The 25,889-nt window shown below is 35.2% G+C and carries 24 protein-coding genes and 6 pseudogenes; 16 read left to right on the top strand and 14 right to left on the bottom strand.

Going from position 1 to position 25,889, the window contains the following annotated elements; genetic code table 11:
* Window positions 1–17 precede the first annotated feature (17 nt).
* On the top strand, window positions 18–1,208 hold the full coding sequence (locus SBL16_RS07055; RefSeq protein WP_107612333.1) for a multidrug effflux MFS transporter: 1,191 nt from the start codon (window positions 18–20) through the stop codon (window positions 1,206–1,208).
* A 584-nt stretch (window positions 1,209–1,792) separates the two neighbouring features.
* Here the strand turns inward: SBL16_RS07055 and SBL16_RS07065 are convergent.
* The 6 genes and pseudogenes from SBL16_RS07065 to SBL16_RS07090 form a co-directional block, all read right to left on the bottom strand.
* Entirely contained in the window at window positions 1,793–2,134 is a 342-nt protein-coding gene (locus SBL16_RS07065; protein ID WP_031919605.1) for an ArsR/SmtB family transcription factor, read from the bottom strand.
* A gap of 18 nt (window positions 2,135–2,152) precedes the next feature.
* Window positions 2,153–2,323, bottom strand: a pseudogene (locus SBL16_RS07070) (cadmium resistance transporter); the annotation flags it as partial.
* A gap of 139 nt (window positions 2,324–2,462) precedes the next feature.
* Entirely contained in the window at window positions 2,463–2,828 is a 366-nt protein-coding gene (locus SBL16_RS07075) for a hypothetical protein (protein ID WP_107611669.1), read from the bottom strand.
* Window positions 2,829–2,836: 8 nt separating this feature from the next.
* A complete protein-coding gene (locus tag SBL16_RS07080; RefSeq protein WP_107611668.1) occupies window positions 2,837–3,841 on the bottom strand; it encodes an NADP-dependent oxidoreductase in 1,005 nt (334 codons plus the stop codon).
* Between the two features lie 3 nt (window positions 3,842–3,844).
* The gene (locus SBL16_RS07085) at window positions 3,845–4,510 is read right to left on the bottom strand and encodes an NAD(P)-binding oxidoreductase (RefSeq protein ID WP_002434095.1); all 666 of its coding nucleotides are present in this window, start codon (window positions 4,508–4,510) and stop codon (window positions 3,845–3,847) included.
* 21 nt (window positions 4,511–4,531) lie between these two features.
* A complete protein-coding gene (locus tag SBL16_RS07090; protein WP_107611667.1) occupies window positions 4,532–5,215 on the bottom strand; it encodes a type 1 glutamine amidotransferase domain-containing protein in 684 nt (227 codons plus the stop codon).
* Between the two features lie 77 nt (window positions 5,216–5,292).
* On the opposite strand from SBL16_RS07090, the gene SBL16_RS07095 reads away from it, so the two are divergent.
* The gene (locus tag SBL16_RS07095; RefSeq protein WP_075100229.1) at window positions 5,293–5,640 is read left to right on the top strand and encodes a MerR family transcriptional regulator; all 348 of its coding nucleotides are present in this window, start codon (window positions 5,293–5,295) and stop codon (window positions 5,638–5,640) included.
* A 495-nt stretch (window positions 5,641–6,135) separates the two neighbouring features.
* On the opposite strand, the gene SBL16_RS07100 is transcribed toward SBL16_RS07095, so the two are convergent.
* Window positions 6,136–6,378, bottom strand: coding sequence for a GNAT family N-acetyltransferase (locus SBL16_RS07100; RefSeq protein ID WP_313770493.1), 243 nt, complete (start codon window positions 6,376–6,378; stop codon window positions 6,136–6,138).
* 110 nt (window positions 6,379–6,488) lie between these two features.
* Between SBL16_RS07100 and SBL16_RS07105 the strand changes: the two genes are divergently transcribed.
* From SBL16_RS07105 to SBL16_RS07155, 11 genes and pseudogenes are all read left to right on the top strand, one after another.
* Window positions 6,489–6,719 carry a hypothetical protein gene (locus SBL16_RS07105; protein ID WP_233664309.1) on the top strand — a complete coding sequence of 77 codons (231 nt, stop codon included), beginning with the start codon at window positions 6,489–6,491 and terminating at the stop codon, window positions 6,717–6,719.
* Between the two features lie 291 nt (window positions 6,720–7,010).
* Window positions 7,011–7,481 carry a hypothetical protein gene (locus tag SBL16_RS07110; RefSeq protein WP_233664311.1) on the top strand — a complete coding sequence of 157 codons (471 nt, stop codon included), beginning with the start codon at window positions 7,011–7,013 and terminating at the stop codon, window positions 7,479–7,481.
* 181 nt (window positions 7,482–7,662) lie between these two features.
* Entirely contained in the window at window positions 7,663–7,812 is a 150-nt protein-coding gene (locus SBL16_RS07115; RefSeq protein ID WP_182703541.1) for a hypothetical protein, read from the top strand.
* Complete coding sequence (gene cch1, locus SBL16_RS07120; protein WP_107614018.1) at window positions 7,812–9,599, top strand: cassette chromosome replicative helicase; 1,788 nt, start codon at window positions 7,812–7,814, stop codon at window positions 9,597–9,599. Before SBL16_RS07115 ends, cch1 begins: the two co-directional genes overlap by 1 nt.
* A 67-nt stretch (window positions 9,600–9,666) precedes the next feature.
* Window positions 9,667–9,924 (top strand): hypothetical protein, encoded by a 258-nt coding sequence (locus SBL16_RS07125; protein WP_107611664.1) that lies wholly within the window; start codon window positions 9,667–9,669, stop codon window positions 9,922–9,924.
* 177 nt (window positions 9,925–10,101) lie between these two features.
* A complete protein-coding gene (ccrA, locus tag SBL16_RS07130; RefSeq protein ID WP_107611663.1) occupies window positions 10,102–11,451 on the top strand; it encodes a cassette chromosome recombinase CcrA in 1,350 nt (449 codons plus the stop codon).
* 19 nt (window positions 11,452–11,470) lie between these two features.
* A pseudogene (gene ccrB, locus SBL16_RS07135) lies at window positions 11,471–13,099 on the top strand (cassette chromosome recombinase CcrB).
* 474 nt (window positions 13,100–13,573) lie between these two features.
* The gene (locus tag SBL16_RS07140; protein WP_107611662.1) at window positions 13,574–13,912 is read left to right on the top strand and encodes an SAUGI family uracil-DNA glycosylase inhibitor; all 339 of its coding nucleotides are present in this window, start codon (window positions 13,574–13,576) and stop codon (window positions 13,910–13,912) included.
* 95 nt (window positions 13,913–14,007) lie between these two features.
* Window positions 14,008–14,319, top strand: coding sequence for a DUF960 family protein (locus tag SBL16_RS07145; protein ID WP_107519034.1), 312 nt, complete (start codon window positions 14,008–14,010; stop codon window positions 14,317–14,319).
* Window positions 14,320–14,332: 13 nt separating this feature from the next.
* Window positions 14,333–14,839, top strand: coding sequence for a DUF1643 domain-containing protein (locus tag SBL16_RS07150; protein ID WP_107611661.1), 507 nt, complete (start codon window positions 14,333–14,335; stop codon window positions 14,837–14,839).
* A gap of 14 nt (window positions 14,840–14,853) precedes the next feature.
* Window positions 14,854–15,075 (top strand): hypothetical protein, encoded by a 222-nt coding sequence (locus SBL16_RS07155; protein WP_107525800.1) that lies wholly within the window; start codon window positions 14,854–14,856, stop codon window positions 15,073–15,075.
* Window positions 15,076–15,305: 230 nt separating this feature from the next.
* Here the strand turns inward: SBL16_RS07155 and SBL16_RS07160 are convergent.
* Window positions 15,306–15,464 (bottom strand): annotated as a pseudogene (locus SBL16_RS07160) (hypothetical protein); the annotation flags it as partial.
* On the opposite strand from SBL16_RS07160, the gene SBL16_RS07165 reads away from it, so the two are divergent.
* The gene (locus SBL16_RS07165; protein WP_317953441.1) at window positions 15,442–16,140 is read left to right on the top strand and encodes a hypothetical protein; all 699 of its coding nucleotides are present in this window, start codon (window positions 15,442–15,444) and stop codon (window positions 16,138–16,140) included. The pseudogene SBL16_RS07160 and the gene SBL16_RS07165 overlap by 23 nt on opposite strands.
* Before the next feature lie 133 nt (window positions 16,141–16,273).
* Here SBL16_RS07165 and SBL16_RS07170 read toward each other — a convergent pair whose 3' ends face one another.
* The 6 genes and pseudogenes from SBL16_RS07170 to SBL16_RS07195 all read right to left on the bottom strand — a co-directional run bounded on the left by SBL16_RS07170 (window position 16,274) and on the right by SBL16_RS07195 (window position 23,051).
* Entirely contained in the window at window positions 16,274–17,233 is a 960-nt protein-coding gene (locus tag SBL16_RS07170) for an amidohydrolase family protein (protein ID WP_107611660.1), read from the bottom strand.
* Between the two features lie 79 nt (window positions 17,234–17,312).
* The gene (locus SBL16_RS07175) at window positions 17,313–18,695 is read right to left on the bottom strand and encodes an MDR family MFS transporter (RefSeq protein ID WP_182703536.1); all 1,383 of its coding nucleotides are present in this window, start codon (window positions 18,693–18,695) and stop codon (window positions 17,313–17,315) included.
* A gap of 203 nt (window positions 18,696–18,898) precedes the next feature.
* Window positions 18,899–19,273 (bottom strand): annotated as a pseudogene (locus SBL16_RS07180) (4Fe-4S single cluster domain-containing protein); the annotation flags it as partial.
* Window positions 19,254–21,064 (bottom strand): annotated as a pseudogene (nrdD, locus tag SBL16_RS07185) (anaerobic ribonucleoside-triphosphate reductase). The pseudogenes nrdD and SBL16_RS07180, both read right to left, overlap by 20 nt.
* A 360-nt stretch (window positions 21,065–21,424) precedes the next feature.
* Window positions 21,425–22,099, bottom strand: a pseudogene (locus tag SBL16_RS07190) (IS6 family transposase).
* Between the two features lie 373 nt (window positions 22,100–22,472).
* Complete coding sequence (locus tag SBL16_RS07195; RefSeq protein WP_053016933.1) at window positions 22,473–23,051, bottom strand: MptD family putative ECF transporter S component; 579 nt, start codon at window positions 23,049–23,051, stop codon at window positions 22,473–22,475.
* 384 nt (window positions 23,052–23,435) lie between these two features.
* Here SBL16_RS07195 and SBL16_RS07200 point away from each other — a divergent pair, with 384 nt between their 5' ends.
* Both SBL16_RS07200 and SBL16_RS07205 read left to right on the top strand, forming a co-directional pair.
* A complete protein-coding gene (locus SBL16_RS07200; RefSeq protein WP_317953444.1) occupies window positions 23,436–24,545 on the top strand; it encodes an NAD(P)/FAD-dependent oxidoreductase in 1,110 nt (369 codons plus the stop codon).
* Window positions 24,539–25,882 carry a nucleoside recognition domain-containing protein gene (locus tag SBL16_RS07205; RefSeq protein WP_053016931.1) on the top strand — a complete coding sequence of 448 codons (1,344 nt, stop codon included), beginning with the start codon at window positions 24,539–24,541 and terminating at the stop codon, window positions 25,880–25,882. The genes SBL16_RS07200 and SBL16_RS07205 overlap by 7 nt, the downstream gene beginning before the upstream one ends.
* The last annotated feature ends 7 nt before the right edge of the window (window positions 25,883–25,889 follow it).

Here is a 25,889-nt window from a genome sequence, read left to right on the forward strand (position 1 = left end):
CAGAAAGGAAATTTATAATGAAGAAAAAAAATATATCCCCTTTATTTATTCTAATTATGGCTGGTCTGGCTGCGTTTGGTCCACTATCAATTGATATGTATCTACCAGCATTGCCTGAAGTTAAATCTATGCTAAATACAAGTACTGCTCAAGTTCAAATGACACTTACATTTTTTATGATTGGCCTGGCTTTTGGTAATATTACTATTGGAACACTATCTGATACGTTTGGTCGAAAAAATCCTTTAATATTTAGTTTAATTGTTTATATTTTATCTTCAATCGTTATTGCAATTGCACCGAATATTACAATCGTTCTTATATTTCGTTTCATACAAGGATTTGCTGGTGGAGCTGGTATCGTCTTATCAAGAGCTATTGCCACAGATTTATATAAAGGGAAAGAGCTCACGCAGTTTTTAGCAATGTTAATGCTTGTCAATGGAGCAGCACCAGTGTTAGCACCAATGTTTGGTGGTATAATTTTAAATTTTTTAAATTTCCGTATACTTTTCTGGATTTTAGCATTACTTAGTAGTTTAATGCTTATAGGTACACATTTAAAAATCAATGAAACTTTACCTCCTCAAAATCGTAGACAGGCTCATTTTAAAATTATAGCTGAAGATTTTAAATTATTATTAACACGTCAATCATTTGTCATTCCAATGATTATTCAAGGTTTTACATTTGCTATGTTCTTTGGATATATGGCAGCTTCTCCGTTTATTATGCAAAATATATACGGTCTCAGTGCCCAACAATATAGCTACATTTTTGCTTTGACGGGTCTAGGATTAATTTTCACTGCCCAAATAACAGGGCGTCTCGTTGAACACATGAATCAACATACACTCTTTCGTATATATTCAGCTATCCAATTAGTAGGGACAGTTATTACGATAATTGCGTTAACCAATCACCTTACTTTATGGATTTTATTACCATCATTTATTCTTATAGTTGCACCAGTCGCCGGTATAGGTACTTTAGGATACGCAATAGCAATAGAAGGTCAAACGAGAGGTATCGGAAGTGCTTCTAGCTTAGTAGGTTTAATGCAATATTTAATTGGTGCTATTACAACACCACTTGTAGGATTACAAGGAGAAAATAGTTATACACCGTATATCATTGTCATTTCAATTACAATGATAATTATTGTAATTTTTCAAATTTATCATAAAGTATTTATTGAAATACATTAGTATAATATATGATAATTTAGCACTAAGGTAATCAAGTATCTATAATTGTCTATTAGTTTTACTAAATTAATTTTTGTTTTTTCTCATTGTATACATTTTAATTCATTTGTATCGCTATTGTCTTTTCTAATTGGAGGAATTTCATTAATCGTCATTTTTTATATACTCTAAACGAAACATTGAAGTTTCTATTATATTATATATATATATATTAATTTAGGATCTCAGATTCAGAGCTTATTGAAAATTTTTTAAAATTATGATTATAATAAAAATTTAGAGGATGTTAGATAATAATCATTTGATTTTTCTAAAGGAGATATTTATTATTTTAAAATTAAAGTAAATAAACATTAATCCTGAACACCGTGAGACGTGTTCAAGATATTATTATGGCAAAGCAATAAAGCGCAGTCCGCCGCACCAGAGATCATCATATCACCTAACGTCAAAAAAAGAATACTGGGGCTATGATGATCCATCAAGAAAAGAATGGTCAGAATTCTAACGTGTTAGAGATGAAATTGGAAAAAGAATACAAGAATTCAAAGAAACGCTCGTTTAATGTGAGCGTTTCTTTATATTTAAGTCATACTTTTTATTAATAATGATTTCATTTCTATATCTTTGATATAATAGTATACCATTTTCCCATCCTTGTAAAAATTCAGCACGTCTCTTTTATAAAGGGCTCTCAAATGATACGATGTTGAAGCTATACTTAAACCTAATGTTATAGATAAGTCACAAACACATAATTCTTTCTCTTTAATTAGAGCTAATATAATTTTCAGCTTATTTTCATCACTTATCTTTAATAATGTATTGATAAGTCGTTGAGTTTTTTCTTCATTTAAAAATCTTAAAGCATAATTCACTTTTTCCTCATGAACACAAATAACGTCACAAATTTTATTGTTACTCATATTAAGTCACACCTTAATTTATAATATAAATCCTAATATTGTTTGTATGGTTTCATTTTCAATAATAATAAATAAGCCCAATGCTATGTATATAACAGCCATAATCCAACGACTGAATCTCTCAACAACCTCACCCACACTAGGAATTCTAGCTAGTTTTTGTGCTGTGAATACTAAAATGAAAAGTAAATGTCTGATATGAGCTTATTTAAACAAAGCGCACATAAGCGTTATCAAGAGAATCATTTGATATACGTCGATTTTAAGTGTAAATATTAAAAAATCGCCTGGAACAAAAGTAATGTTCCAGGCGTGGCTATGATAAGTCTTATAATAGTTTCGCAAGTGCGACCATGACAAATTGTAATGGTAAACGAATGACATGCTGCTTAACACTATCTGTTCCATCTCTTTCATCTTTATAAGAGATGTTCTTGCGTGCAGCGTAAATATTTGCAGGAAATACGAGCCAAAGGAATCCTTGTACTACTTTTCTTACGCGTGATCTATTTTTAGCACCGAGTACATAAAAAACAATTATAAATTCTAATATGCCCGAATACTTAACTATTGCGTGTTTGAAAGGTAAATAGGACGGCACGATTTTTAAAAACATATCTTTATTTTTAAAGTGTGCAACACCACTTTTATAAAACAGTAAACTAAATATGAATCTTACGATGATATTTTTCATAGTCTTCTCTATTCTTCAGCGACTTTGACAACTTGTTTACCAAAATTCTCTCCTGTGAATAACTTTCTAAATGCAGAAGGTAAATTGTCAAAACCTTCATCTATCGTCACTTCAAATTTAATTTTACCTTCAGACACCCATTGTGCGAGTTGTTCGCTTGCTTCTTTAAAATGATCAGCGAATTGTGCTACTACAAAACCTTGCATCAATGCTTGATTTTTAATCAACGTTCCTTGGATACGTGGTCCAATATCGTCTTTTTCATTATTATATGCTGAAATTGCACCACATACCGGAACGCGTGCAAATCGATTTAAGTATTTAAACACTTCATCAGAAATTGCGCCGCCAACATTTTCAAAATACACATCAATACCATCTGGTACAGCCGCTTCGAGTTGCTGTGCGAAATCATCTTGTTTATAGTCAATGGCCGCATCAAATCCTAATTCATCTGTTAAATATGTTGTTTTCTGCTTACCACCAGCAATACCGACAACTTTTGCGCCTTTAATCTTAGCAATTTGTCCTACGACAGAGCCTACTGCACCTGATGCAGCTGACACGACAACCGTCTCGCCAGATTGTGGCTGACCAATTTGAAGCAATCCTGTATAGGCTGTCATTCCCGGCATGCCTAAAACACCCAAATATAAATGTAATGGTACATCTTTTGATGGCACAGGGGTCACATCGTCTCCATTCACTGTATTTATCTTTTTCCATGGTAATATGCCTGTGACATAATCGCCGACAGATAGACGTTCATCGTTCGATTGTGTGACTTTTCCAACAATATGACCTTGTAATGGCTCATTCACTTGGAAAGGTTGAACATAACTTTTTGTATCATTCATTCTGCCTCTCATGTAAGGATCTACAGATACATAAATGGATTCTATTTGAACCTCACCTGCATGTGGTTCTCGAGTTTCTATTGTTTCAAATCTAAATACATCGTCTTGAGGGATACTTTGTGGTCGTTTTGCAAGTACAACTTGTTGATTATTCATTTATTATTCCTCCAGATATTTAGTCGTTGCGTCTAATAATGACAAATCACCATTGATGATTTGGAATTCGTGACCTTGTAATACTTCATCAGTTAATACAGAAACAAGCACTTCTGCTACATCTTCTCTTGTAATAGACGGATTTTGTACATTTTCAAATTGCGCACTCATATTGAATTGTTGCGTTTCATGTTCGTTTGTTAAAGCGCCTGGATGCACGATGGTATATTTTAAATTTGCATGTCTTAAGTAGTCATCCGCATAATGTTTAGCAATGGTGTATGGTTTCAAGTCGCCTGACGCATCAAACGCTTCTCGGCGTGAGTCGTACGTTGATACCATAATAAAGTGTTGATGATCGATCTGTTCACTTGCTTTAATTGCTTTCACTGCACCGTCTAAATCTACAATGATTGTTTGATCGTCACCTGTGCTCCCACCAGAACCGACGGAAAAAAGGATTTGATCATACGATTTAAATAATTCTATTAATTCATCAATAGATTGTTTTGCGACATCAATGTAAGTTGCATCGATACCATCTGCTTTTAAAGCTTCAACTTGTTCTTCTTTCCTAACACCGGCAGTAAAATCAACATCTCTTGCTTTCAGTTTACGTACGAGATGTTGACCGACGCCACCATTAGCACCGATAATTAATGATTTCATGTGTATCGCTCCTTTATAAAATTATTGATTAGCTAAGATTTTTAAAGCATTTTCAGCAACTGCATGTCCTGATTGGGGATTTTGACCAGTGACAATGCGACCATCTACGACTGCAAAATTACTCCAGTCAGCCTCTTTTTTAAAATGTGCACCGTTACTAATAAATTCGTCTTCTAATAAATATGGCATGTATTCAATTGTACCATTTGCTTGTTCTTCACTATTTGTAAAACCAGTCACATCTTTATGACGAACGAGATAATCGCCATTTTCTTTAATATCGAGTAGACCAGCCGCACCATGACATACAGAAGAGAGAACGCCTTGGTTATTGTAAATACTTAGCGCAATGTCGTTTAGTTCTTTGTTATTTCTTAAATCCCAAATCGCACCATGTCCACCTGCAAAGTAAATGGCTTGATAGTCGCTAGGATTAACCTCTTTTGGAGATAATGTTTGTCCAAATTTATTCATATAATCATGATCCGTGTAGTATTCCCAGTCCTCGGCTCCCATCATTTCAGGGCTAAGACTGATAGGATCAAGAGGCACATACCCACCGTTCGGACTTACAAAATCAACATCATAACCTGCGTCATAGAAATCTTTCGCAAAGTGCGTAACCTCTGAGAACCACGCACCTGTAGGTCTTTCTAAATTATCGTATTTCGCAATGTTTGTTACAACAATTAAAGCCTTTTTCATTGTCTTTCCTCCTCATTCATGTTTATATAGAATACAATATCAGTTAAACCTTGGTTTAAGATAAAGGATATGCTTACATGAAACAATATTACATTGAATACGTTTCAGATTATTGCAATATACCTAAAAGCAAACTGCGTTATTACGAGAAAAAGAATATCTTAAAACACATCGACAGAGATAGCAATAACAAGCGTTTATACACAGACGACGATATCGAAATGATTAAATTTATCCAGTGCTTAAGCAATTTGAATATGCCATTAAAAGAAATCCGAAAAAACACAGACATGCTTTATCAAAACCAAATAGATGTCCCAAGCGTGTTACGCGCACACCTAGAATTCTTGAATGAACAACGGAATTTGATCAGTACACATATCGACTTAATTGAACAAAAATTACAAACTGCCATGACTGAGTGACGAGGGAAAAGGGAGTGTGTGAATTAAAAGAACGATGAGAAGAGTATGGAGGAATAGTTAATGAATAAGCATAAGGAAATTTTAGATTTTAAAGATGAAGTGTGTATGTAAAGGCGATAGGTGGATAGGCAAAGCTGGAATGAGTCAGAAAATTGCGTCGGGTGGATAAGCTAGAATAGAATGAGTGGGCGATGGATGGATAGGCTAAAACGGTTATAATATACCTTATACCTAAAATTACAGAGTACTAAAACTATCTTATCTGACATCTCTTGACGAGTTCTGCTTATCGGTTGTTGATGGGGTTTTTTGTAATTGATTTTTCGTACAGCTAGATAAAACGATATATTACTACTATAAATACTTTACATCTAATATCAACTAGTAGCATAAATGCTTAATATATACAAAAAGCTCTCTCAAGTTGTGGGACTTGATAGAGTATATTATTTGTTATCTTTTTACATAAAATTACTTATTGGTACTTTTGTAATTTCAATTACTATCCCATTTCATAAAATATTCATATTCTTGAGTTTCTGCTTCAAATTTCTTAGATCGTATTTCAAATTGATGTTTTGTATAAAAACGAATGGCTCCTTCATTCTTCTCATTTACATGTAAATTAAGTACATTATAATCGCTTTTTAATCTTTCCAATAAAAACCTTCCTATACCTTTATTACGGTAATTATCTGTAATAAAAAGACCTGCAATATATTGTTCAATCCACTTTATAACGAAATTACTTAATACAAATAATTATAACAAATCAAGAACCTATGTTCTCTCTATATATTCACAATTCTTAAGATATAATTATTTAAAAATTAGAAATGAGTGATTTAATGTATAGCAATTGGGGACATGAGTTACAATCAATAATTGAAAATATGGATACAAAGGAAGTAAAAGAAGCGATGAGTCAAACAAGTAAATCTTATGAGGAATTAAATAATAATCGCAACACTCGTAACAAGGTAAAATATCCAATGATTTTAACTGACATAGTTAAATATGAATTATATCTTCTTGATGGATGCAATAATGCAAATGAAGAAAATAAGCAAAAAAAGTGAGAAGATCATGATTTATTTGTGCCAACTAAAACTAACTTTTCAGCAAATTTCAAAAAGTTTTGCCTTGCACTTGGTATTGATTCTGAAAATTTTAAAATTGGAAAATTCTATGCATTTAAATGTGATAGTAAATTTGTTATACATGATATATTGTCGAATAACTCTGATTATATCCATTTTTTAAAAAATGGCGTTAATAAAAAAGATATAGAATAGACAAATAAAATTAATGATAACTTATATTATTTTATAAAAAATGAAATTACTAATCCTATTGATTATAAAACTGCTATGACAAATTACTATTTATATTTCTTAATCGATTCAAATATCGAAGTTGGTATAAAATCTAAGGTTATAGATATAATAACAGCTCCAAATGTTAGCAGTGCTCAAAAAATAGATATAATTAATTACTATATGGATGAATTAGATGAACTCAAGGACGAAGTTAATGCAAAATTAGCTGCAACCCAATCTTATAGCTATAGTGACTATTTAGAACAAGAATGCCGTGTTCAAATTGACGTAAACCTTGCAAAGTATTTAACTAAAAAAGAAACTCAAGCATCTGCCCCTAAATCCTTAGTAACTAGATTATTAAGTCAAAGCGAGCTAGTAGATCCACCAGAGTACACCAAAGAAAATCGCAATAAACTTATCTCTGAATTAAAAAAAACTTTAAATTATCATTTAAAGAAGAACATCAACGATAAAAATAACCTTGATGATTCTGAATATTTTTATATCACGTCAAAATAGTAACCATCATTATAGAAGTGCCGATGAAAAATCGGCACTTCTTTTTGTCAATATATTTCTTCATAATTTTTGTCTGGAATTTTAAAGGTTATTTTACAGACTTACTCTTCACACTATTACCTATATAGTTATATATGTATTCGGCCGATACACAAATTAATACATTCGGAGGTAAATAATTGTGAAGTACGAAGGTGAATATTTTGTAAAGCACGCACCAAGTGTTCCATTTATGATTATTGGTGAGAATAGTAAAGGGAACTTAGTTTATCTGAAAACAGGCCCGAATCCAAAGCGTCAAAAGCGTAATTGGAAAGGAGGTAACAACTAATGCCTAACAACATCTTCGAGCAATATCCACACTGGTTAGATTCAACTGCATGGTATGAACTTATTCGAGCAAAAAACAAAAATGACGAAGATAAGATAATTCGTTTATCTAGTCCCATCATCATAGAAAACAAATTTCTCGACCCTACTACAGGAGTTGAGAAATTGACTATCACGGATGGCAAAAATATTGAACGTATTGAAACGTCAGATATTCTAACGACACAAAAGTTACCTAGACTGGTTATGTTTGGGTTCAGCATCAATGAAAAGTACATTAAATCGCTAGGTAATGCACTACAATTAATGCGTCAATCACTACCCATTTCTACATTGTATACAGGTGTAGGTGTCTTAAGTACTGATGAAGGTACTGTCATTTCATTAGATGAACCATATCTTTCAAAAGACATCGAGCAGTCTCAGGCTGATGAAATTATTTGTGAAACAAAGTATGACTTACAACCTAAAGGTACATTTGAAGGTTGGTGGCAAATGTATCTTGATGAAGTAAAAGGAAACTTGTTACTGGAGCTTGCTGTGATATTTGGTGTTTCTTCATTAGTGACTGCGTTTTTAAAAACAAAGCATGAAGTCGAATATTTCGGCACGATATTTTCATTTATGGGGAACTCTAGTACGGGTAAATCGACTGCAGCGGCATTAGCAGTTTCAATAGCAGGTAATCCATCTAAAGGTGACCAAACATTATTCAGAGGTTGGAACGGCACCCGTAATGCAATTGAAGGATACTTAAGTAACAACTTTGGTGTTCCTATTGCCTTAGATGAATTATCAGCAGCTACCTTTAAAGATACAAATGGTTTACTTTATTCCCTAGCAGAGGGGCAAGGTCGTCTACGTGCTAATCGAGAAGGAAATGTAAAAAATCCTCACCACTTTGGATCTAGTGTGATTAGTACAGCAGAACACACAATATTCAAAGATGCTAGTGCAAATGACGGTCTGAGAGCAAGATGCATAGAAATTTCTGATGTCTTTACAACAAGTGCTGACAATGCAGACGCCATTAAAAAAGGAACATCCAAAAACTATGGACACGTAATGCCGTTAGTAGCTGAATATCTTCTAAATCGTGAATCTAAAGTAGTCAAGTGGTTTCATAGAGAACACGATTGGTTCAAAACGCAGCTTAACAATGAAACAAACAATGTAGGCATACGTATGTTTAAGCGCTACGCCACTATTACGACATCAGCAAGAATATTGGCACGTGTAATTGCGACACCCATAGATTTGGATGCAGTAAGAGAGTACCTAATTAATTATCACGCTGATTCCGTAAGTGAAAGGTCCCTGGGGGATAAGGCCATCGATGTAATTGTGCAGTTCGTTATGAGAAATCGTGGGAAATTTGCTGAAAATGGAAAACTCTCAACAATGTTTGAAAATTATGGCCTTATTGAGCTGAAAGACGACCACATTCAAGTCAAAATGCTTAAAGATGTTTTTAAACACATGTTAGAAGAAAACCAATACCAAGATGTACAAAATGTCGTCAATGCGCTACGAGATAAAGGACATATTCAATCCGACCGAGGTCGTCAGACAACAAAGCGAAGTGTAAAAAATGCCCAAGGAAAATCCAAGACGATAGTATTCTATGTTCTTCAATTAAGTACTGAGCTTGCCCCTATTTTCGGCTTAAGCTCTAATACTGAAACTTTAATACCACCGCAATTTGATGGTAATACAAATCCAGATTTGCTTAATAACTTTATGAAACAAGCGAAAGAAAAAGAAGCAAATGATGATTTAGACCTATAAATTTGAATATTATACCGCTACAACGCGCTATGCGTTGTAGCTCATTAAATTAATCGGAGGCATAAAAATGAAAATAAACGTCAACTTATTAAATTACACAATTGATTCAGTAGAAGTCGATGATCATCAAAAACCTATTGTCGTTAATTATATCGACAGATACTACCATGTGCAACAATATGTATTAACTGAAACGGAACAGAAGCTACTAAAATTTTATCACTTGTCCCCTGAATTCATAAATGAAAAAGAGATAACAGAACATTTTGTCCCAAGTACACGGATAGAACGAATAACAATGCAACATGTTATCAATTCAATATAATTTGATATTTGGAGGTTGAACCATATGGACGAATTAATCACATTACTCGCTGATTTAGTGATTGAAGAAATTAATCATGCTGATGACTAATAATAACGCCCAACACCTGATTGGTGTTGGGGTTATGTGTAAATTCATTCATAAATATATATTATCAATTTGGAAGGAGGAAACAGAATGAAACAAGCCATTGGTTACTTACGACAGAGCACTACAAAGCAACAATCCTTAGCAGCACAAAAACAAACCATCAAAGCATTAGCCGAAAAGCATAATATTCAACACATTACCTTTTATAGCGATAAACAATCAGGTAGAACTGAAAATCGAACAGGCTACCAACAAATTACTGAACTGATTCAACAGGGACAATGTGACGTATTATGTTGCTACAGACTGAATCGACTTCATCGTAATCTAAAAAATGCATTAAAACTCATGAAATTGTGTCAAAAATACCATGTTCATATCTTAAGCGTTCATGATGGCTACTTCGACATGAATAAATCATTCGATCGGCTCAAACTCAATATTTTCATCAGCTTGGCCGAACTAGAATCTGATAATATCAGTGAACAGGTCAAAAATGGACTACGCGAAAAAGCACGCCAAGGTAAAATCATTACAACTCACGCCCCTTTTGGCTATCACTATCACGATGGGACATTTACTATAAATAAGGATGAAGCACCTACTGTAAAAGCCATATTCGACGACTACGTGGAAGGTTACGGATACAAGAAAATTTCTCAACGCTTAGAAAAATCCAATCACCTCATCAACCGAAAACCTTTCCAAGTGCGTTGTATTATCCTAAATCCTAATTACTGTGGCCGAGTGCTAAATCAATATGGCCAATACGATAATATGTTCCCCCCTATTGTTTCAGTCAGCTTGTATGAATACGCTCAAAAAGTCAGAAACCAAAGACAAGTTAATCGTAGATCTTCAGACAACCAACTCAAACAAAAAATCAAATGCCCTTGTTGTGGTTCAACGCTCACCAATCTGACCATTAGGAAAAAGAAGCACGCATTGCGTTATTATGTTTGTCCAAGAAATATGAATGCTTCACGTTTTGTCTGTGATTTCAAGGGCATCAATGCACAAATGCTAGAAACAAGGGTCTTAACAACTTGTAAGGACTTTTTTCAAAATCAACAGCTCTATTCAAAAATTAATCAAACAATCCAACAACAACTAAAAAACCAAAGAACTTTGGAAACGAAACATATACTCACCCAAGAACAACTAATAGAAAAGCTCGCTCAAGGGACGATTACTGCAGATACATTCAGAGAAAAATCTCTACTGTTACACCAACAATCAAAAACCAATTCATCCATTAGCTCGACTCAAATTCAAAGGGCTTTTCAAAATGTCATTCAACAATGTTTCACGTTAAACATGTTATACCCCTATATTGATGAAATTCATATTACAGAAAACAAAACGCTTACAGGAATCTATTTCAAAAATGAACCCTTAAACATCGTCAATCAAGATATGCAATCATCGATTGCTTAATCAGAAAGGATGAAAAATCATGCAACAACTCAAACAAAAACGTGTCGGTATCTATGTTCGTGTATCAACGGAGATGCAAAGTACAGAAGGTTATAGTATTGATGGCCAAATCAATCAGATTAGAGAATACTGTCAATTTCATCATTTTGAAGTCACAGATATTTACGCTGATCGTGGTATCTCAGGAAAATCTATGAACCGCCCTGAGCTCCAACGTATGTTGAAGGATGCGAATGAAGGCCATATCGATTGTGTGATGGTGTATAAAACAAATCGACTTGCACGTAACACCTCTGATTTATTAAAAATAGTCGAAGACTTACATCGCCAAAATGTCGAATTTTTCAGCCTATCTGAGCGGATGGAAGTCAATACGAGTAGTGGAAAATTAATGCTTCAAATCCTTGCGAGTTTTTCTGAATTCGAGCGTAATAACATTGTTGAGAACGTCTTCATGGGCCAAACCCGACGTGCCCAAGAAGGCTATTATCAAGGCAATTTGCCGTTAGGTTATGAAAAAATACCCGATAGTAAACATGAACTGATGATTAATCAACATGAAGCCAATATTGTGAAATATATATTTGAAGCTTACGCTAAAGGTCATGGTTACCGTAAAATTGCTAATGCGTTGAATCATAAAGGTTATGTCACTAAAAAAGGCAAACCCTTTAGTGTGAGTTCTATAACCTATATCCTGTCTAACCCCTTCTAAATTGGACAAATTCAGTTTGCGAAATACAAAGACTGGAATGAAAAGCGTCGTAAGGGGCTAAACGATAAACCTGTCATCGCTCAAGGAAAGCATTCTCCTATTATAAGCCAAGATTTGTGGGACAAAGTCCAAATGCGTAAGAAACAAATCAAAGAAAAGCCGCAAGTACATGGTAAAGGGACTAACCTACTCACGGGTATTATACGTTGTCCCCAGTGTGGCGCAGCCATGGCCGCTAGCAATACAACGAATACACTCAAAGATGGCACTAAGAAACGTATCCGTTACTATTCCTGTAGCAACTTTCGCAATAAAGGATCAAAGGTATGTTCAGCCAATAGTGTTAGAGCTGATGTTATCGAAAAGTATGTTATGGATCAAATACTCGAAATAGTCAAAAGTGATAAAGTTATCAAACAAGTTGTCGAACGTGTCAATCAAGAGAATAGAGTCGATGTAGCTGCGCTCAATCATGATATTGCTTATAAACAACAACAATTTGATGAAATTAACACTAAACTTAAAAATCTAGTTCAAACCATCGAAGACAATCCAGACTTAACATCTGCACTCAAACCAACCATTCATCAATATGAAACACAACTCAATGACATTACAAACCAAATGAATCAACTAAAGCAGCAACAAAATCAAGAGAAACCATCTTATGATACGAAACAAATCGCTGCCCTATTACAACAAATATTTCAAAACGTAGAATCAATGGATAAAGCACAACTCAAAGCATTATACCTTACGGTCATTGATCGTATCGATATTCGTAAAGACGGTAATCATAAAAAACAATTCTACGTTACACTCAAACTCAATAATGAAATTATTAAACAACTTTTCAATGATACCCCGCTCGACGAAGTGCTCCTCAGCACTTCGTCTTTATTTTTGCCTCAAACGCTCTTTCTTCAAATCTAATACAAATGTACTGTCCTTTCGTCATTCAATAACACCTATCTAACAAATATGTTCAACACGCTAACTACTCATGACTCAATGTGAAGCTTATATTGATATGACGAAAGAACATCCCAAAATAAAATACAAGCGGGATAGTAACGGGATTGGATAACTACATGTATAAGAAGGATTACGAAAGCGTAATCCCAAAATCCCGTTATTATTTATAAATAAATAATATAAAAAGAAAAAAGTAAATCGTAACCACACCTACAAATCCAAATGATATATAAATATATCGCTATATTTCTCGTAAAACGAGCGGGATAACGGGATTTCCTTGTCATACCAACAATTGTCATGACTTTCGATTGGGATATTTTCTATATTTCGGTGGGATTTCTAAGCGAAACAAATGGTATTTTAAACTTATATTATCAATAAGATGTATCACATGCACACATCCATCAAATACATTAGGAGGTCATAATAATGACACTAGAACAACAACTCAAGCACTATATAACCAACTTATTCAACCTGCCAAAGGACGAAGTGTGGCACTGCGAATCTATCGAGGAAATCGCTGATGATATCTTACCCAATCAATATGTAAGACTTGGCCCACTCAGTAATAAAATACTTCAGACTAATACCTACTACTCTGACACACTTCACGAAAGTAATATCTATCCTTTCATTCTCTACTATCAGAAACAACTCATAGCCATCGGTTATATCGACGAAAATCACGATATGGATTTCTTATACCTACACAACACTATCAAGCCTCGTTTGGATCAACGATACTTACTAACAGGAGGAGAATAATATGCATAAATACATCAAAATTACACAATTAGTCATTACAATACTAAGTGAAATCATCATTTGGATGAAAGAGTCAGAACGAAAGGAAGTCTCTTATGAATAGATATATCACCCGGGGTATCGCCAACAACTTACCTAATATCTTACAACACCAATTATGGCAACTCGTATCTGAGCGAGAACAAGAACAAACCAAAGATAATACTTCAGTAGATTATTTTCATATATTCCAGTTCAATAAACATCGCAATCAATTATATATCAAACACAAACAAGAACGACCAGCGTATGTGAAAACTCAAAAGGCAAATATCAATCAACCTATCAATATCAATAAGGTCTACATTATCCGTGAAGATGATGTAGGCCTTTCTTATTATGTCATGTTATTACCAAATGAATATTAAGGAGATAAAATCAATGGAAAATATCACAAATACACTTGTCACTACTGCAATATTTGACGAAAAGAGAACTCACCGCTACTTACTAACAAAGACATGGGACAGTGAAAAACAAACACTTACAATCATCACGATGTATCCGCACTATGATGGCATTATCAATATTGACCTAACAACCCAACTCATTATGAACAAAATTTCAGAAATGGATGCATTTGGGTCCATCTATTTTGTGAATCTATACTCTAATATTACAACACCTATCAATCTCAAACATTTAGAAGAAAATGCTTATGATAATCATACAAATATTCAAATTATGAAAACAGTGAAAGAATCAGATGAAGTGATATTAGCATGGGGTGCTTACGCTAAAAAGCCCGTTGTTGAAGCACGTGTTAATGAAGTATTAGAAATGTTAAAACCTCATAAAAAGAAAGTCAAAAAGCTCATAAATCCAGCAACAAATGAAATCATGCATCCACTCAATCCTAAAGCACGTCAAAAATGGACATTAAAATAAAAGGAGGATTATCTATGAACCATGAAACTAGACAATCAGATTGGCGAACAATTGCTAGTTGCTTAAAATCGCAAGATTACGTTTCAATAGTAAAAGGGTTAGTATATCATTTCACAGTAATTGAAGATGAAGAAATACTTGATAAAATCTATGAAGATTTTATGAATGATGACTCTATAACAACGGTACTTAACAATGATTTACAGATGATTATTAACCAATACCTATCAAAATGAATATCATACTACTTACAATAAAACTAGAGCATCCTTCACTTTTACGGTGAGGGATGCTCTTATTACTATTTTTTTCTATTTTCAATTAACATAATAGGTCGTTATCAGAATTACACAAACATCTTCTGTAAGAATCCTTGTTTGCGTTGTTTTAAAAATTCGACTTTTGAAGACTGTTTTTCAATTAATTTATCAAAACTATTCAAGAATCCTCCTATTTTCAGTTGCTCTACATATTTGAGCATTAATAGTTCAATTGAATTCATATTTTTTCTAGTAATTTGTGGCTGGCCTGAACCACTTATCACATTATTATAATTGATAATACGCAAATATTGGTATAAAAAATAAAACTCAGTTTCCTTTTTGTCTAATATATTAACTACCATAGCATTACTAGTGATCCATGATTTAGTCTCACTTACATTTAAACCTGATGATGAGGAAGAAGCGTTAAATCCATTAATTTTCAATGTTAAAGTAAGCGACTTTGACACTGTCGCATCTGCAACAACAACGTATCGTCCTGATGATGTGAAAAAAGTAGTTACTTTGAACACTGGTGCAGATGATTTAGAAGTTGAAAATATACATGGGTTTGTTTATGAAAGTGATCGCGGAATCGACAAACCTGTAGAAGGCGGTCAAGGCACTAGAATCATCAAAGGTAAAACTAAGTTTGCGAATGCAGTCGTAAACGTCACTTCAAGTCTCGGTGAAGGTAATGAATTCCCAGACTTACAAGTGAATGATAGAGGAGAATTTTCATTCAATGCATCTGAAGCAAGTTATCGCTTAAATAATGGAGAAAAACTTCATTTTACAGTTGTAAACCCATTGAATGGGAACATTTTAAGTAAATTAGTCACTAAAGAAGTTCAAGTCGCTGAGTCTGAAGAACAAAAGAAAGAAAGATTGTTCGATGAGTTACTTGAAGTGACACCCGCTTATTATCAGCTAGTAGGCGATGAAATCAGAGGCTATGACACCTTGGGCAATGTCCTCACATATTTCAATGCTTATGATAAAAAAGAACTAGCGCACAATATTTACAAAGGTCACTAAAGGCAACAACAGATGGCAGAATGATGGACCAATGAAAAAATGTATTTCACTACACTCCTTTATTTATAAATAAAAAACAGCGCGAGGGTTATTTCAGTTTCTCCCTTCTGAAATAACCCTCCGCTGTCTATATTTAATGGTTAAAGTTATAAAATTGAATAGCGTTACCTCTCAGTACACCTTCAACCGCTTCCATATCTAATCCGCTCTCTTTAATGTACTGTACCCCACGTGTATATTTTTCATCTTGGAAATATGGGAAATCAGAGCCCATCATAAATTTGTCTTCTCCGAACGTTTCAATCGCATTCACTAACGAAGACCCTTGGAAGTTCGCGGTATCGAACCAAAATTGACGATTTAAAAGTTCATATGGATCGGCATTAAACGCATGCCAATCTTCATAATTGTCTTTAATACGGGTCATGAAAAATGGAAGCGCACCTCCTAGATGAGAAATGTGAAATTGAATGTTTGGATATTTTTGAGGAATTTCATTTTTTATTAAATGTAATGTGATAAATGTGGATTCTAACGGTGCACCAATGACCCACTCTAGACCGTAGTCATTGATTAATGAACTTTGCGCACCACAACCGGTCGGATGAATGTACAATGTTGCGTGTAGCGCATTCATGGCTTTGAAAAAGTCTTCAAATTGATGGTCAGCAATGGACGCTTTATCTTTCACAAGCGTTGGAATCGCAATCCCTACAAAAGCTTCTTTATTCAATAGGGCTTTTGCTTCTTCAATCGCTTGATCCACGTAAGGAAGTGAGACTGCCCCGTAGGCTAAAAAGCGGTCAGGATGTTTTTCCACTAATGCTTCGTATAATGTATTAATCTCATTGGCGCTTTGATGCGCTTCTTCTTTTGTACCCCATTGTGGCGATTGCGGGGTTGCTGAAAGAATTTGTAAATCGACCCCGGCATCATCCATCATTTTAAATCGTTTGTTTAAGTCATCGTCACTTTCAGATTGATGTATCCCTTTGGCCACCTCTGTCCCTTGACTTCCTAACGCTCCTAGCTTTTCTAAATAAGCTTTACTCCATAAGTGCGCATGTGTATCAATCGCTTTAACTTCACTCATTACAACAACCTCCCACTATTTATTACATCTCATATATTAGTAGTATCACTCGTCGTTATTTTCAAACGTTGTTTCACAGTTATTTCGTTGATGGAACCTCGTTTTTTACAAAAAAGGCAAGTCCAACACCGATGAGTGCCACGAGCGCCACGATGTAATAGGTCATATTCAATCCAAACACCACACTTGCTGTTCCGCTTCGAGACGTTCCTTGCGCGAGGCTGGTCATCGCTGTCACAAGCAATCCTGTACCTATAGCCGCAGAAATTTGGCGCATCGTATTATTCATCGCTGTACCATGTGCAATATATTTCATCGGTAACGCATTGAGAGCTGCCGTCGTCATCGGTGTCATAATCATGGCGTTTCCTAGCATCATGACAGAAAAACTAAAGATGATGTAGAGTATCGGCGTTGACACATGAATTTGAGCCAACAATAAAGCGCCAATCAAAATAATACTCATCCCTAAAATACTCAAACTGCGACCGCCCATTTTATCAAAAACTTTTCCCATTACAGGAGAAAGCAAGCCCATGACAAGTCCCCCTGGTAAAAGAATTAAACCTGATAATAATGGCGACCAGTGAAGCGTATTTTGCATAAATATCGGTAAAATCGTCATACTGCCGATAAATAACATAAACATTAAAATAATCAACATCATAGAAATGGTGAAATTACGATATTTGAACACTCTAAATTCTAATAAAGGTGTTTCAAGACGCAGTTGTCGTAGCACAAATAATATTAAAATCACGATAGAAAGGATGAGCGTCACATAGACGACGGGGTGTGTCCATCCAAGTTGACCTGCCACACTAAATCCATATAACAATCCCCCAAATCCAAGCGTCGTTTCGATCACCGAGATGACATCGAAGTTCGGATGCGTTAGTTGTGTCATATTTTGAAGTGTGACATAACCGAAAATAAAATCAGCGACTGCGATAAGCAACACAATTAAGAATAAGTAACGCCAGTCGAAAAAGTTAACAAACCACCCTGACGCTGTCGGCCCTATCGCTGGGGCAAAACCGATGACCAACCCAAACATGCCCATCGCTAACCCACGTTTTTCTGGGGGGAAAATAATGAAAAGAAGCGTTTGTGTGAGTGGCATCAACATGCCTGCGCCTAACGCTTGAACCGCTCTACCGACTAATAATATTGAAAAGTTTGGCCCAATAAAACATAAAAAAGAACCGACTACTACAAACCCGGTTGCTGTAAAAAATAATTGTCGTAACGTAAAACGTTCTATTAAAAAGGCCGTGACAGGAATCATAATCCCATTCACTAACATAAAAATAGTCGTAAGCCATTGGACGGTATTACTTGAAATTTGAAAATCGTGCATTATTTCAGGCAAAATGGTCGCAAGCAACGTTTGATTGAGCACCCCAATAAACGCGCCAATCATCATGACGGCAACGACACGTTGACTGCCCTTTTTATCCATCACTGTCTGTTGTATACCTGATTCCACTTTGAATAACCTCTTTTCTATAAACGGAATCAACTCTCTTTTATTTTATTCGGAATCAATTCCGCTTGTCAACCAACTGAATTCCATAAAAAACACCCACTGTCCTCCGGGTTTTCCACCGAGTGACAGCGGGTGGTCTTTAGCATATTGGTGGTGCACTTATTTTCTTGTGAACTTTATTCAATGTAACTCAACGGCAAACCGCTTTCCAATGACTGTGGCACATCAATGACCCGTTGATTCAAAGAACCTTTGTAGGCTAAATTCGGCTGATACAAGGGCTGAATAAAAGGACCATCTACTAGTACATCAATCAGAGATAACAATTGATAGCGGAGACCTGTATCACGCGCCAAATATTCAAATAAAAATCCTGTCCAGACCCACAACGTTTTGCGAGGACCAAATCGTTTACGAAAGGCTTATGCCAATTTTAATGTGATATCAACATTACAAAAAGGTTCCCCACCTAAAATGCTTAACCCCGCAATATAGTCAGGTTCACATGCCTTTAAGATTTCAGAAAGGACCTCATCCGTGAACGGCTCCCCCAATGACCGGTCTTTGAACTGAATTTCCTAAATAGCCACACGTCCGCTTCACCACATCAATCGTTTTCGGATCATGATTCCCGCAATGTGGACACATATAGCCTTGCGCCGTCGTTTCAAAATCCCCTTCAAATCCACATTCATAACAGCGGTCTATCGGGAGATTTGTCCCTAAGTAGCCGACTTTGTCATAAGCATAATCCCATACCGCTTCAAGCGCCTTTAAATTATGATTTAATTTAGGATACTCACAATAATGAATAAATCCACCACTCGCGTAATGCGCATAGTCTTTTTCAAAATCAATCTTTTCAAAAGGCGTCACATCTTTACGGACGTCATAATGAAACGAATTAGTATAATACCCTTTATCTGTAATGTTTGGAATAGCTCCAAATTTTTCATAATCTAAACGGCAAAAACGATCCGTCAATGATTCACTCGATGTACTATAAATGCTAAACCAAATCTCCGTTTCTTCTGTCCATTGCTCTTGATAATCTTTCATTTCTTTTAATATCTCTAATGTGAACGCTTTGGCTTCATCATTCGTTTCCCAGGTAGGTCCATAAAATACAGTGGCAACTTCATATAAACCAATGTATCCCATAGACACTGTCGCCCGTTGGTGTTTAAACAGTTTAGCAACGGCCTCCTCAGCTTGAAGTTTATATTTAAATGCGCCGCTTTTATATAAAATCGGGGCGTTTTGAGGCGTCGCTTGAAGCACACGTTCTATTCGATACAGGAGCGCTTCATGTAGAATGTCCATACGTTCATGGAACAATTGCCAAAACGCGTGTTTGTCCCCGTGAGATTCAATCGCGATTCGAGGCAGATTGAGCGTGACCACACCTAAATTACAACGTCCATTGTTTTCAAAATGCCCCTCTACATCACGCCAAGCCGGCAAGAAAGAACGACATCCCATCGGCGCTTTAAAATCCCCTAAAATGTCTACGAGTGCATCATAATTTAGAATATCTGGATACATGCGTTTCGTCGAACATTCGAGTGCCAATTGCTTAATATCATAATTCGGATCATCTTTACTAAAATTAACGCCTTTTTTAATCGAAAAGACCAATTTTGGAAAAATGGCAGTCATCCGATTTTTACCGAGCCCTTTAATCCGTGTTTTTAAAATCGCCGTTTGAATTTTTCGGCTCAATGCATCAGTTCCGAGTCCGAAACCAAGAGTGACAAATGGCGTTTGTCCATTTGAAGTGTATAATGTGTTAATTTCATATTCTAAACTTTCAATCGCATCATGGATATCTTGAGTCACTTGTTGATCGATATAGGCTTCTTGCGCCTCAGCTTTCACAAATTGTTCAGCGACTTCACAGTGATGCGCCTCATTATGACGGGCATATGTACTCAGCAATTCGTCAACACGGTCTACTGTACATCCCCCGTATTGACTGCTAGATACGTTCGCAATAATTTGAACAAGTTGCGCCGTCGCCGTTTGAATCGATTTAGGGGAAGTCACATTCGCATTTCCAATTTCAAATCCATGGGAAAGCATGGACTCCGCATCAATGAGATAACAATTCGTCAACGGTTGAAACGGATGATAATCTAAATCGTGAAAGTGAATGTCACCATTTATATGCGCTTCTGCCACGCGTTGAGGTAATAAATGTTCTAACGCATAGGACTTTGAAACCACCCCTGCGGTTAAATCTCGCATTGTTGAAAACGTGTTGCTATCTTATTTGCATTCTCATTCACTACCGTTGGATCTTTTGTGATGAGACCTTGTAAGGCAACCTCAAGTTGTTTCATTTCACCACTCCATTCTATATATAGTATCTATCGTTAATTTAAAATACTATATATAGTAGTTCAAACAAAAATAGAAGTGTTAACATAACTGTCATAGCATTGTTGAGAAATTTTGAACTTTGAAGCGTAAACAATTCTAAAATGAATGAGATTATAAAAATTTCAAAAATCAACTCCACCGTTGGAGATATGAAAAAACAACGAACAAAGCCTCACGCAATGTTCGTTGTTCAATAGGAGAAAATTACTTATCAATTATTGATTTTTCACGTCAATCGTTGCTTTAATATACTTTTCTGGGTTCTGTTGCAAAGTTAGAAAGATAAGTATCTAACCTTATGTTTAAAATAATACTTCGTATTAACTAGCTAGCATGATGCTAATTACACGGCATGGCGAAAACCCGTAGATCTGAAGAGATCTGCGGTTCTTTTTATATAGTCCATAAATACATTCAATGCCTTTGATCGTATTCTTTGCCGTATTGATACTTTGATAACTTATTTTCTTTGATTTGATATGACGATGATCTTGTTCAATGAGATTATTTAAATATTTAGAGGTACAATGACAGTTGGGGGTAAGTTTAAAATCTTTAATCACTTTGGACATCGCCACCTTCGTTGAAGGTGCTTGGTCTGTAATTATCATTTGAGGTTTGCCAAATTGTTGAATAAGACGTTTAATAAACGTATATGCTGAGTGATTATCTCGTTTCTTACGTAACGAAATATCTAGTGTATGGCCATCTGCATCAATAGCGCGATATAAATAATGCCATTGCCCTTTAATTTTGATATACGTCTCGTCTATATGCCATTTATAATAGGCTTGCTTATTCTTTTTCTTCCAAATTTGATACAAAATAGGAGCATATTACTGTACCCATCGATAAATTGTTGAATGATGAACATAGATGCCTCGTTCTCTCAATATTTCAGATATATTTCGATAACTTAATGCATATCTTAGATAGTAGCCAACGGCTACAGTAATGACATCTTTGTCAAATTGTTTATATCTGAAATAATTCATCCTCTGCACCTCATTTTTGTTTACTATTTATTATACTATATTTCTAACTTTGCAACAGAACCTAACATATTCATAAATATTCCAACAAATCCTAGAAAAATGAATTTAACAGTACCATGAGTATGTGGAACGACGCACTGTTGTATCAAAAAAAGTACTATAAATGTGATGACACATTTTATAAATATACTTCTTTTATTTATACTTAATAGCAATAATAGAGAAAATAAAGTTAAACTTATCCTTAAAATACTTTGTGAACTTCCACTAGAAATTAGTATCGTACTAATTGTGATGGTTAATAATATCTTTGTTCTAGGATCTAATTTTGCAAATACGTTTCTATCATCATTCAAAGAATTGGCAACTAGCTTCACACTAGCCCCGCCTTTTTGAAATGTTTGCTAAACATTTTTTTACCTAACCATGCTCCTACGAGACCACCTAATATCGTTAGAATAAACATAACCGGCAAAGTCCATAGCGGTGTAATAGATTCTAAAACGTTAACATAATCTTGGCCATAAGACTGTCCTACTTCTTTGAAATACTGATCTCTAGCGATAAACATTCTTAATACAAATCCCATTATCCATAAAGAGAAACCAGCATATCCCCATGCAATATACTTCCAATTTTTATAGTTTCCAGCTTTCATTATGAGGTCTCCAAGTAAACCGCCGATAATTCCAGCAGGCAACATAATCAAACCACTACCCATAACTGTGAAAGCAAGTCCTAAGATAGTACCCGTTAGTGTTATCATGCCAAATTTTTCTATTTTCATTACGTATAAAATAAATGGAATACCGCACACAATTGGACAAATAAAGCCTAAAAAAGGTATTAAAAATGGAATGTAACCAATCATAAATGTTACAAAAGAGACTACTAAATAAATCGCTGTAAAAATACCGACATTAATTAAATCTTTAACTGATAATTTTTTCATACTCTATATCTCCTTTGAAAATTCTATTTCATATTATAAAGCGAAATAATTCCGTTTTAATATGTAAAATCTATTACCCTTTATGATGCTTAACGCTAAATAAACCTTATATTATGAAAATAGTTATTACTTCTCATATAGATTACACCTATCGCCAATGTTAATTTTCAAAAATAATAAAATATTACATCATTATAACAAACTATATGATAATGATTATCAATATCATATATATTGAAATAAGAAACTACGTTTACTAAGCAACGTTTTTAAATATACTTATATACTCATTTATTCATTGAAATGTCTCTTAAGAAGGATTATAATATTTAAATCGTAATGATTACGTTTTAAATACAGAACTTATAGAAAGGCAGTGTTAAGATGACTAACCATCATCGCGTTATTATTATTGGAGCTGGAGCGGCTGGTATTGGGATGGCAGTGACATTTAAGGATTTTAACATGAAAGACGTACTCGTCATCGAAAGTGGTACAATCGGTCAATCATTTAAACAATGGCCTAAATCTACTAAGACCATAACACCTTCCTTTACAACTAATGGTTTTGGGATGCCAGATATCAATGCGATTGCTAAGGAAACGTCTCCCGCGTTCACCTTCAATGAAGAACATGTATCTGGAGACACTTATGCAGAGTATTTATGTATTGTCGCTCAACACTACGATATCGAAGTTGCTACACAAACTAAGGTTTCAGACGTCGCCTACGTAGACGGTAAATATAAATTAACGACAAATAAAGGCGTCTATTCAGCCGATTATATCTATGTAGCTACCGGCGATTATGCATTTCCTAACCAACCTTTCGCCTATGGTCAGCATTATAGTGAGGTTGATGATTTTAACAATCTAAACGGTAATGACTTCGTTATTATCGGAGGCAATGAAAGTGCATTTGATGCAGCTATAAATCTCGGTAGTCGTGGTGCTTCTGTGTCAATTTACACAACATCTACAGGCTTTGATCATGATGATGCAGACCCTAGTGTTCGATTATCACCTTATACACATCAACGTCTACGTGAAGCCGTACGTCAAGGCGCTCATATAGAATTGAATGTAGGTTATAAGGCAACAGAAATTAATCTTCACAATGGTGTATATCAAGTTCAATTTGAAAATGGTCATACTGCAACTTCATCATGCGAACCTATCATTGCGACAGGTTTTGACGTCACACGTAATCCTTTAATCCAACAATTATTTACCGTTAAAGACAATGATGTACGATTAACCGAATTAGACGAGTCCACACGTTACCCTAACGTCTTCTTAATTGGAGCAACCGTACGTCATGAAGAAGCGGTACTATGCTATATTTACAAATTCAGAGTACGTTTTGCAGTATTAGCTAACATTTTAATGAGCCGGGAAGACTTACCCGTTGATGCATCGCTCATCGACACTTACAAGAAGAACAATATGTACCTAGACGATTACAGTTGCTGCGAAGTGGATTGCTCATGTTAGATGTGGCTTTTAATTTAAGAGATGGTAGTTATACTCCAATTCCTGATGAGCCACATACGTTATCTCTTGAAAATTATTCAAAATTAACAACACGACAACAACAATTACTCCGAAGCTATATCGTAAAACATCAACTAGAAGTTTCTTTAAACGAAAGTGTACCATCTTCACCACACCATAGCTCACAAATAATCGAACGACTAGAAGATTTCGTGAAGGAGAGTAAAGACTATCAACCTAAGAGCTACGAGACATTACTAGGATGGTTTATTATTCTAATGATGTTTGCCTTTCCCGTCTATCTGGCCTATCACTTTTCAGATTGGTTACAAACCAATTATGTTTCAGAGTGGATTACCATACTTTCTCAATATCCCGTCTTCCAAATTGAGTGGCTAAACAACATCTTATTTGGTGATTATGGTGTCTTATCTCTAGGAACATACTCACTCGTCTGGGCATTACCAGTCGTTATTATGATTAGCTTATCGACGGCCACAATCAATCAAAGTGGCTTAAAACAATATGTCATGTGGTCTATTGAACCCACGATGACACGTATTGGTTTGAATGGATCTGACATCGTTCCATTGCTAGAAGGATTTGGCTGTAACGCCGCAGCAATTACGCAAGCCGGTCATCAATGTAGCGTATGTACTAAAACTCAATGTATGAGTTTAATTAGCTTCGGGTCATCATGTAGCTATCAAATTGGCGCTACACTATCCGTGTTTAGCATTGCACACCAAACATGGTTATTTATACCTTATTTAGCTATGGTCTTTATCGGCGGTGTTTTACATAATAAACTGTGGATGAAGCAAGGGAGTTTAATGCCTACGCAAGTCGTCTATCAATCAACGGGGCTACACTGGCCCAAACTAAAAGCATTAGGCGCTCAAATGTGGGGCAATGTTCAAATGTTTGTAGTTCAAGCGTTACCTATTTTTATCGCTATTTGTCTAGTTGTCAGTATTTTATCTTTAACACCTATATTACATATCATTTCGTATGTTTTTACGCCGATGTTAGCTTTATTAGATATTCCAACACAACTATCGCCAGGGGTTTTATTTTCAATGATTAGAAAAGACGGCATGTTGTTATTTAACATGCATGACGGTCAATTGATTCAACAACTCTCTGCTTGGAAATTATTATTACTTGTATTCTTTAGTTCAACCTTTACGGCCTGTTCAGTAACTATCACGATGTTGATTCGCCAACTAGGCTGGCGGGAAGGTCTAAGAATCACTGTAAAACAAATGATTACATCCGTTTGTTGTGTCGGTTTACTAGGTGTCGTTACTATAGCCGTTAACTTGATGATTAGATAAGGAGGTT

Origin of the sequence: Staphylococcus sp. NWU MK-U1, from assembly GCF_033283505.1 — a bacterium.
GTDB lineage: Bacteria > Bacillota > Bacilli > Staphylococcales > Staphylococcaceae > Staphylococcus > Staphylococcus haemolyticus.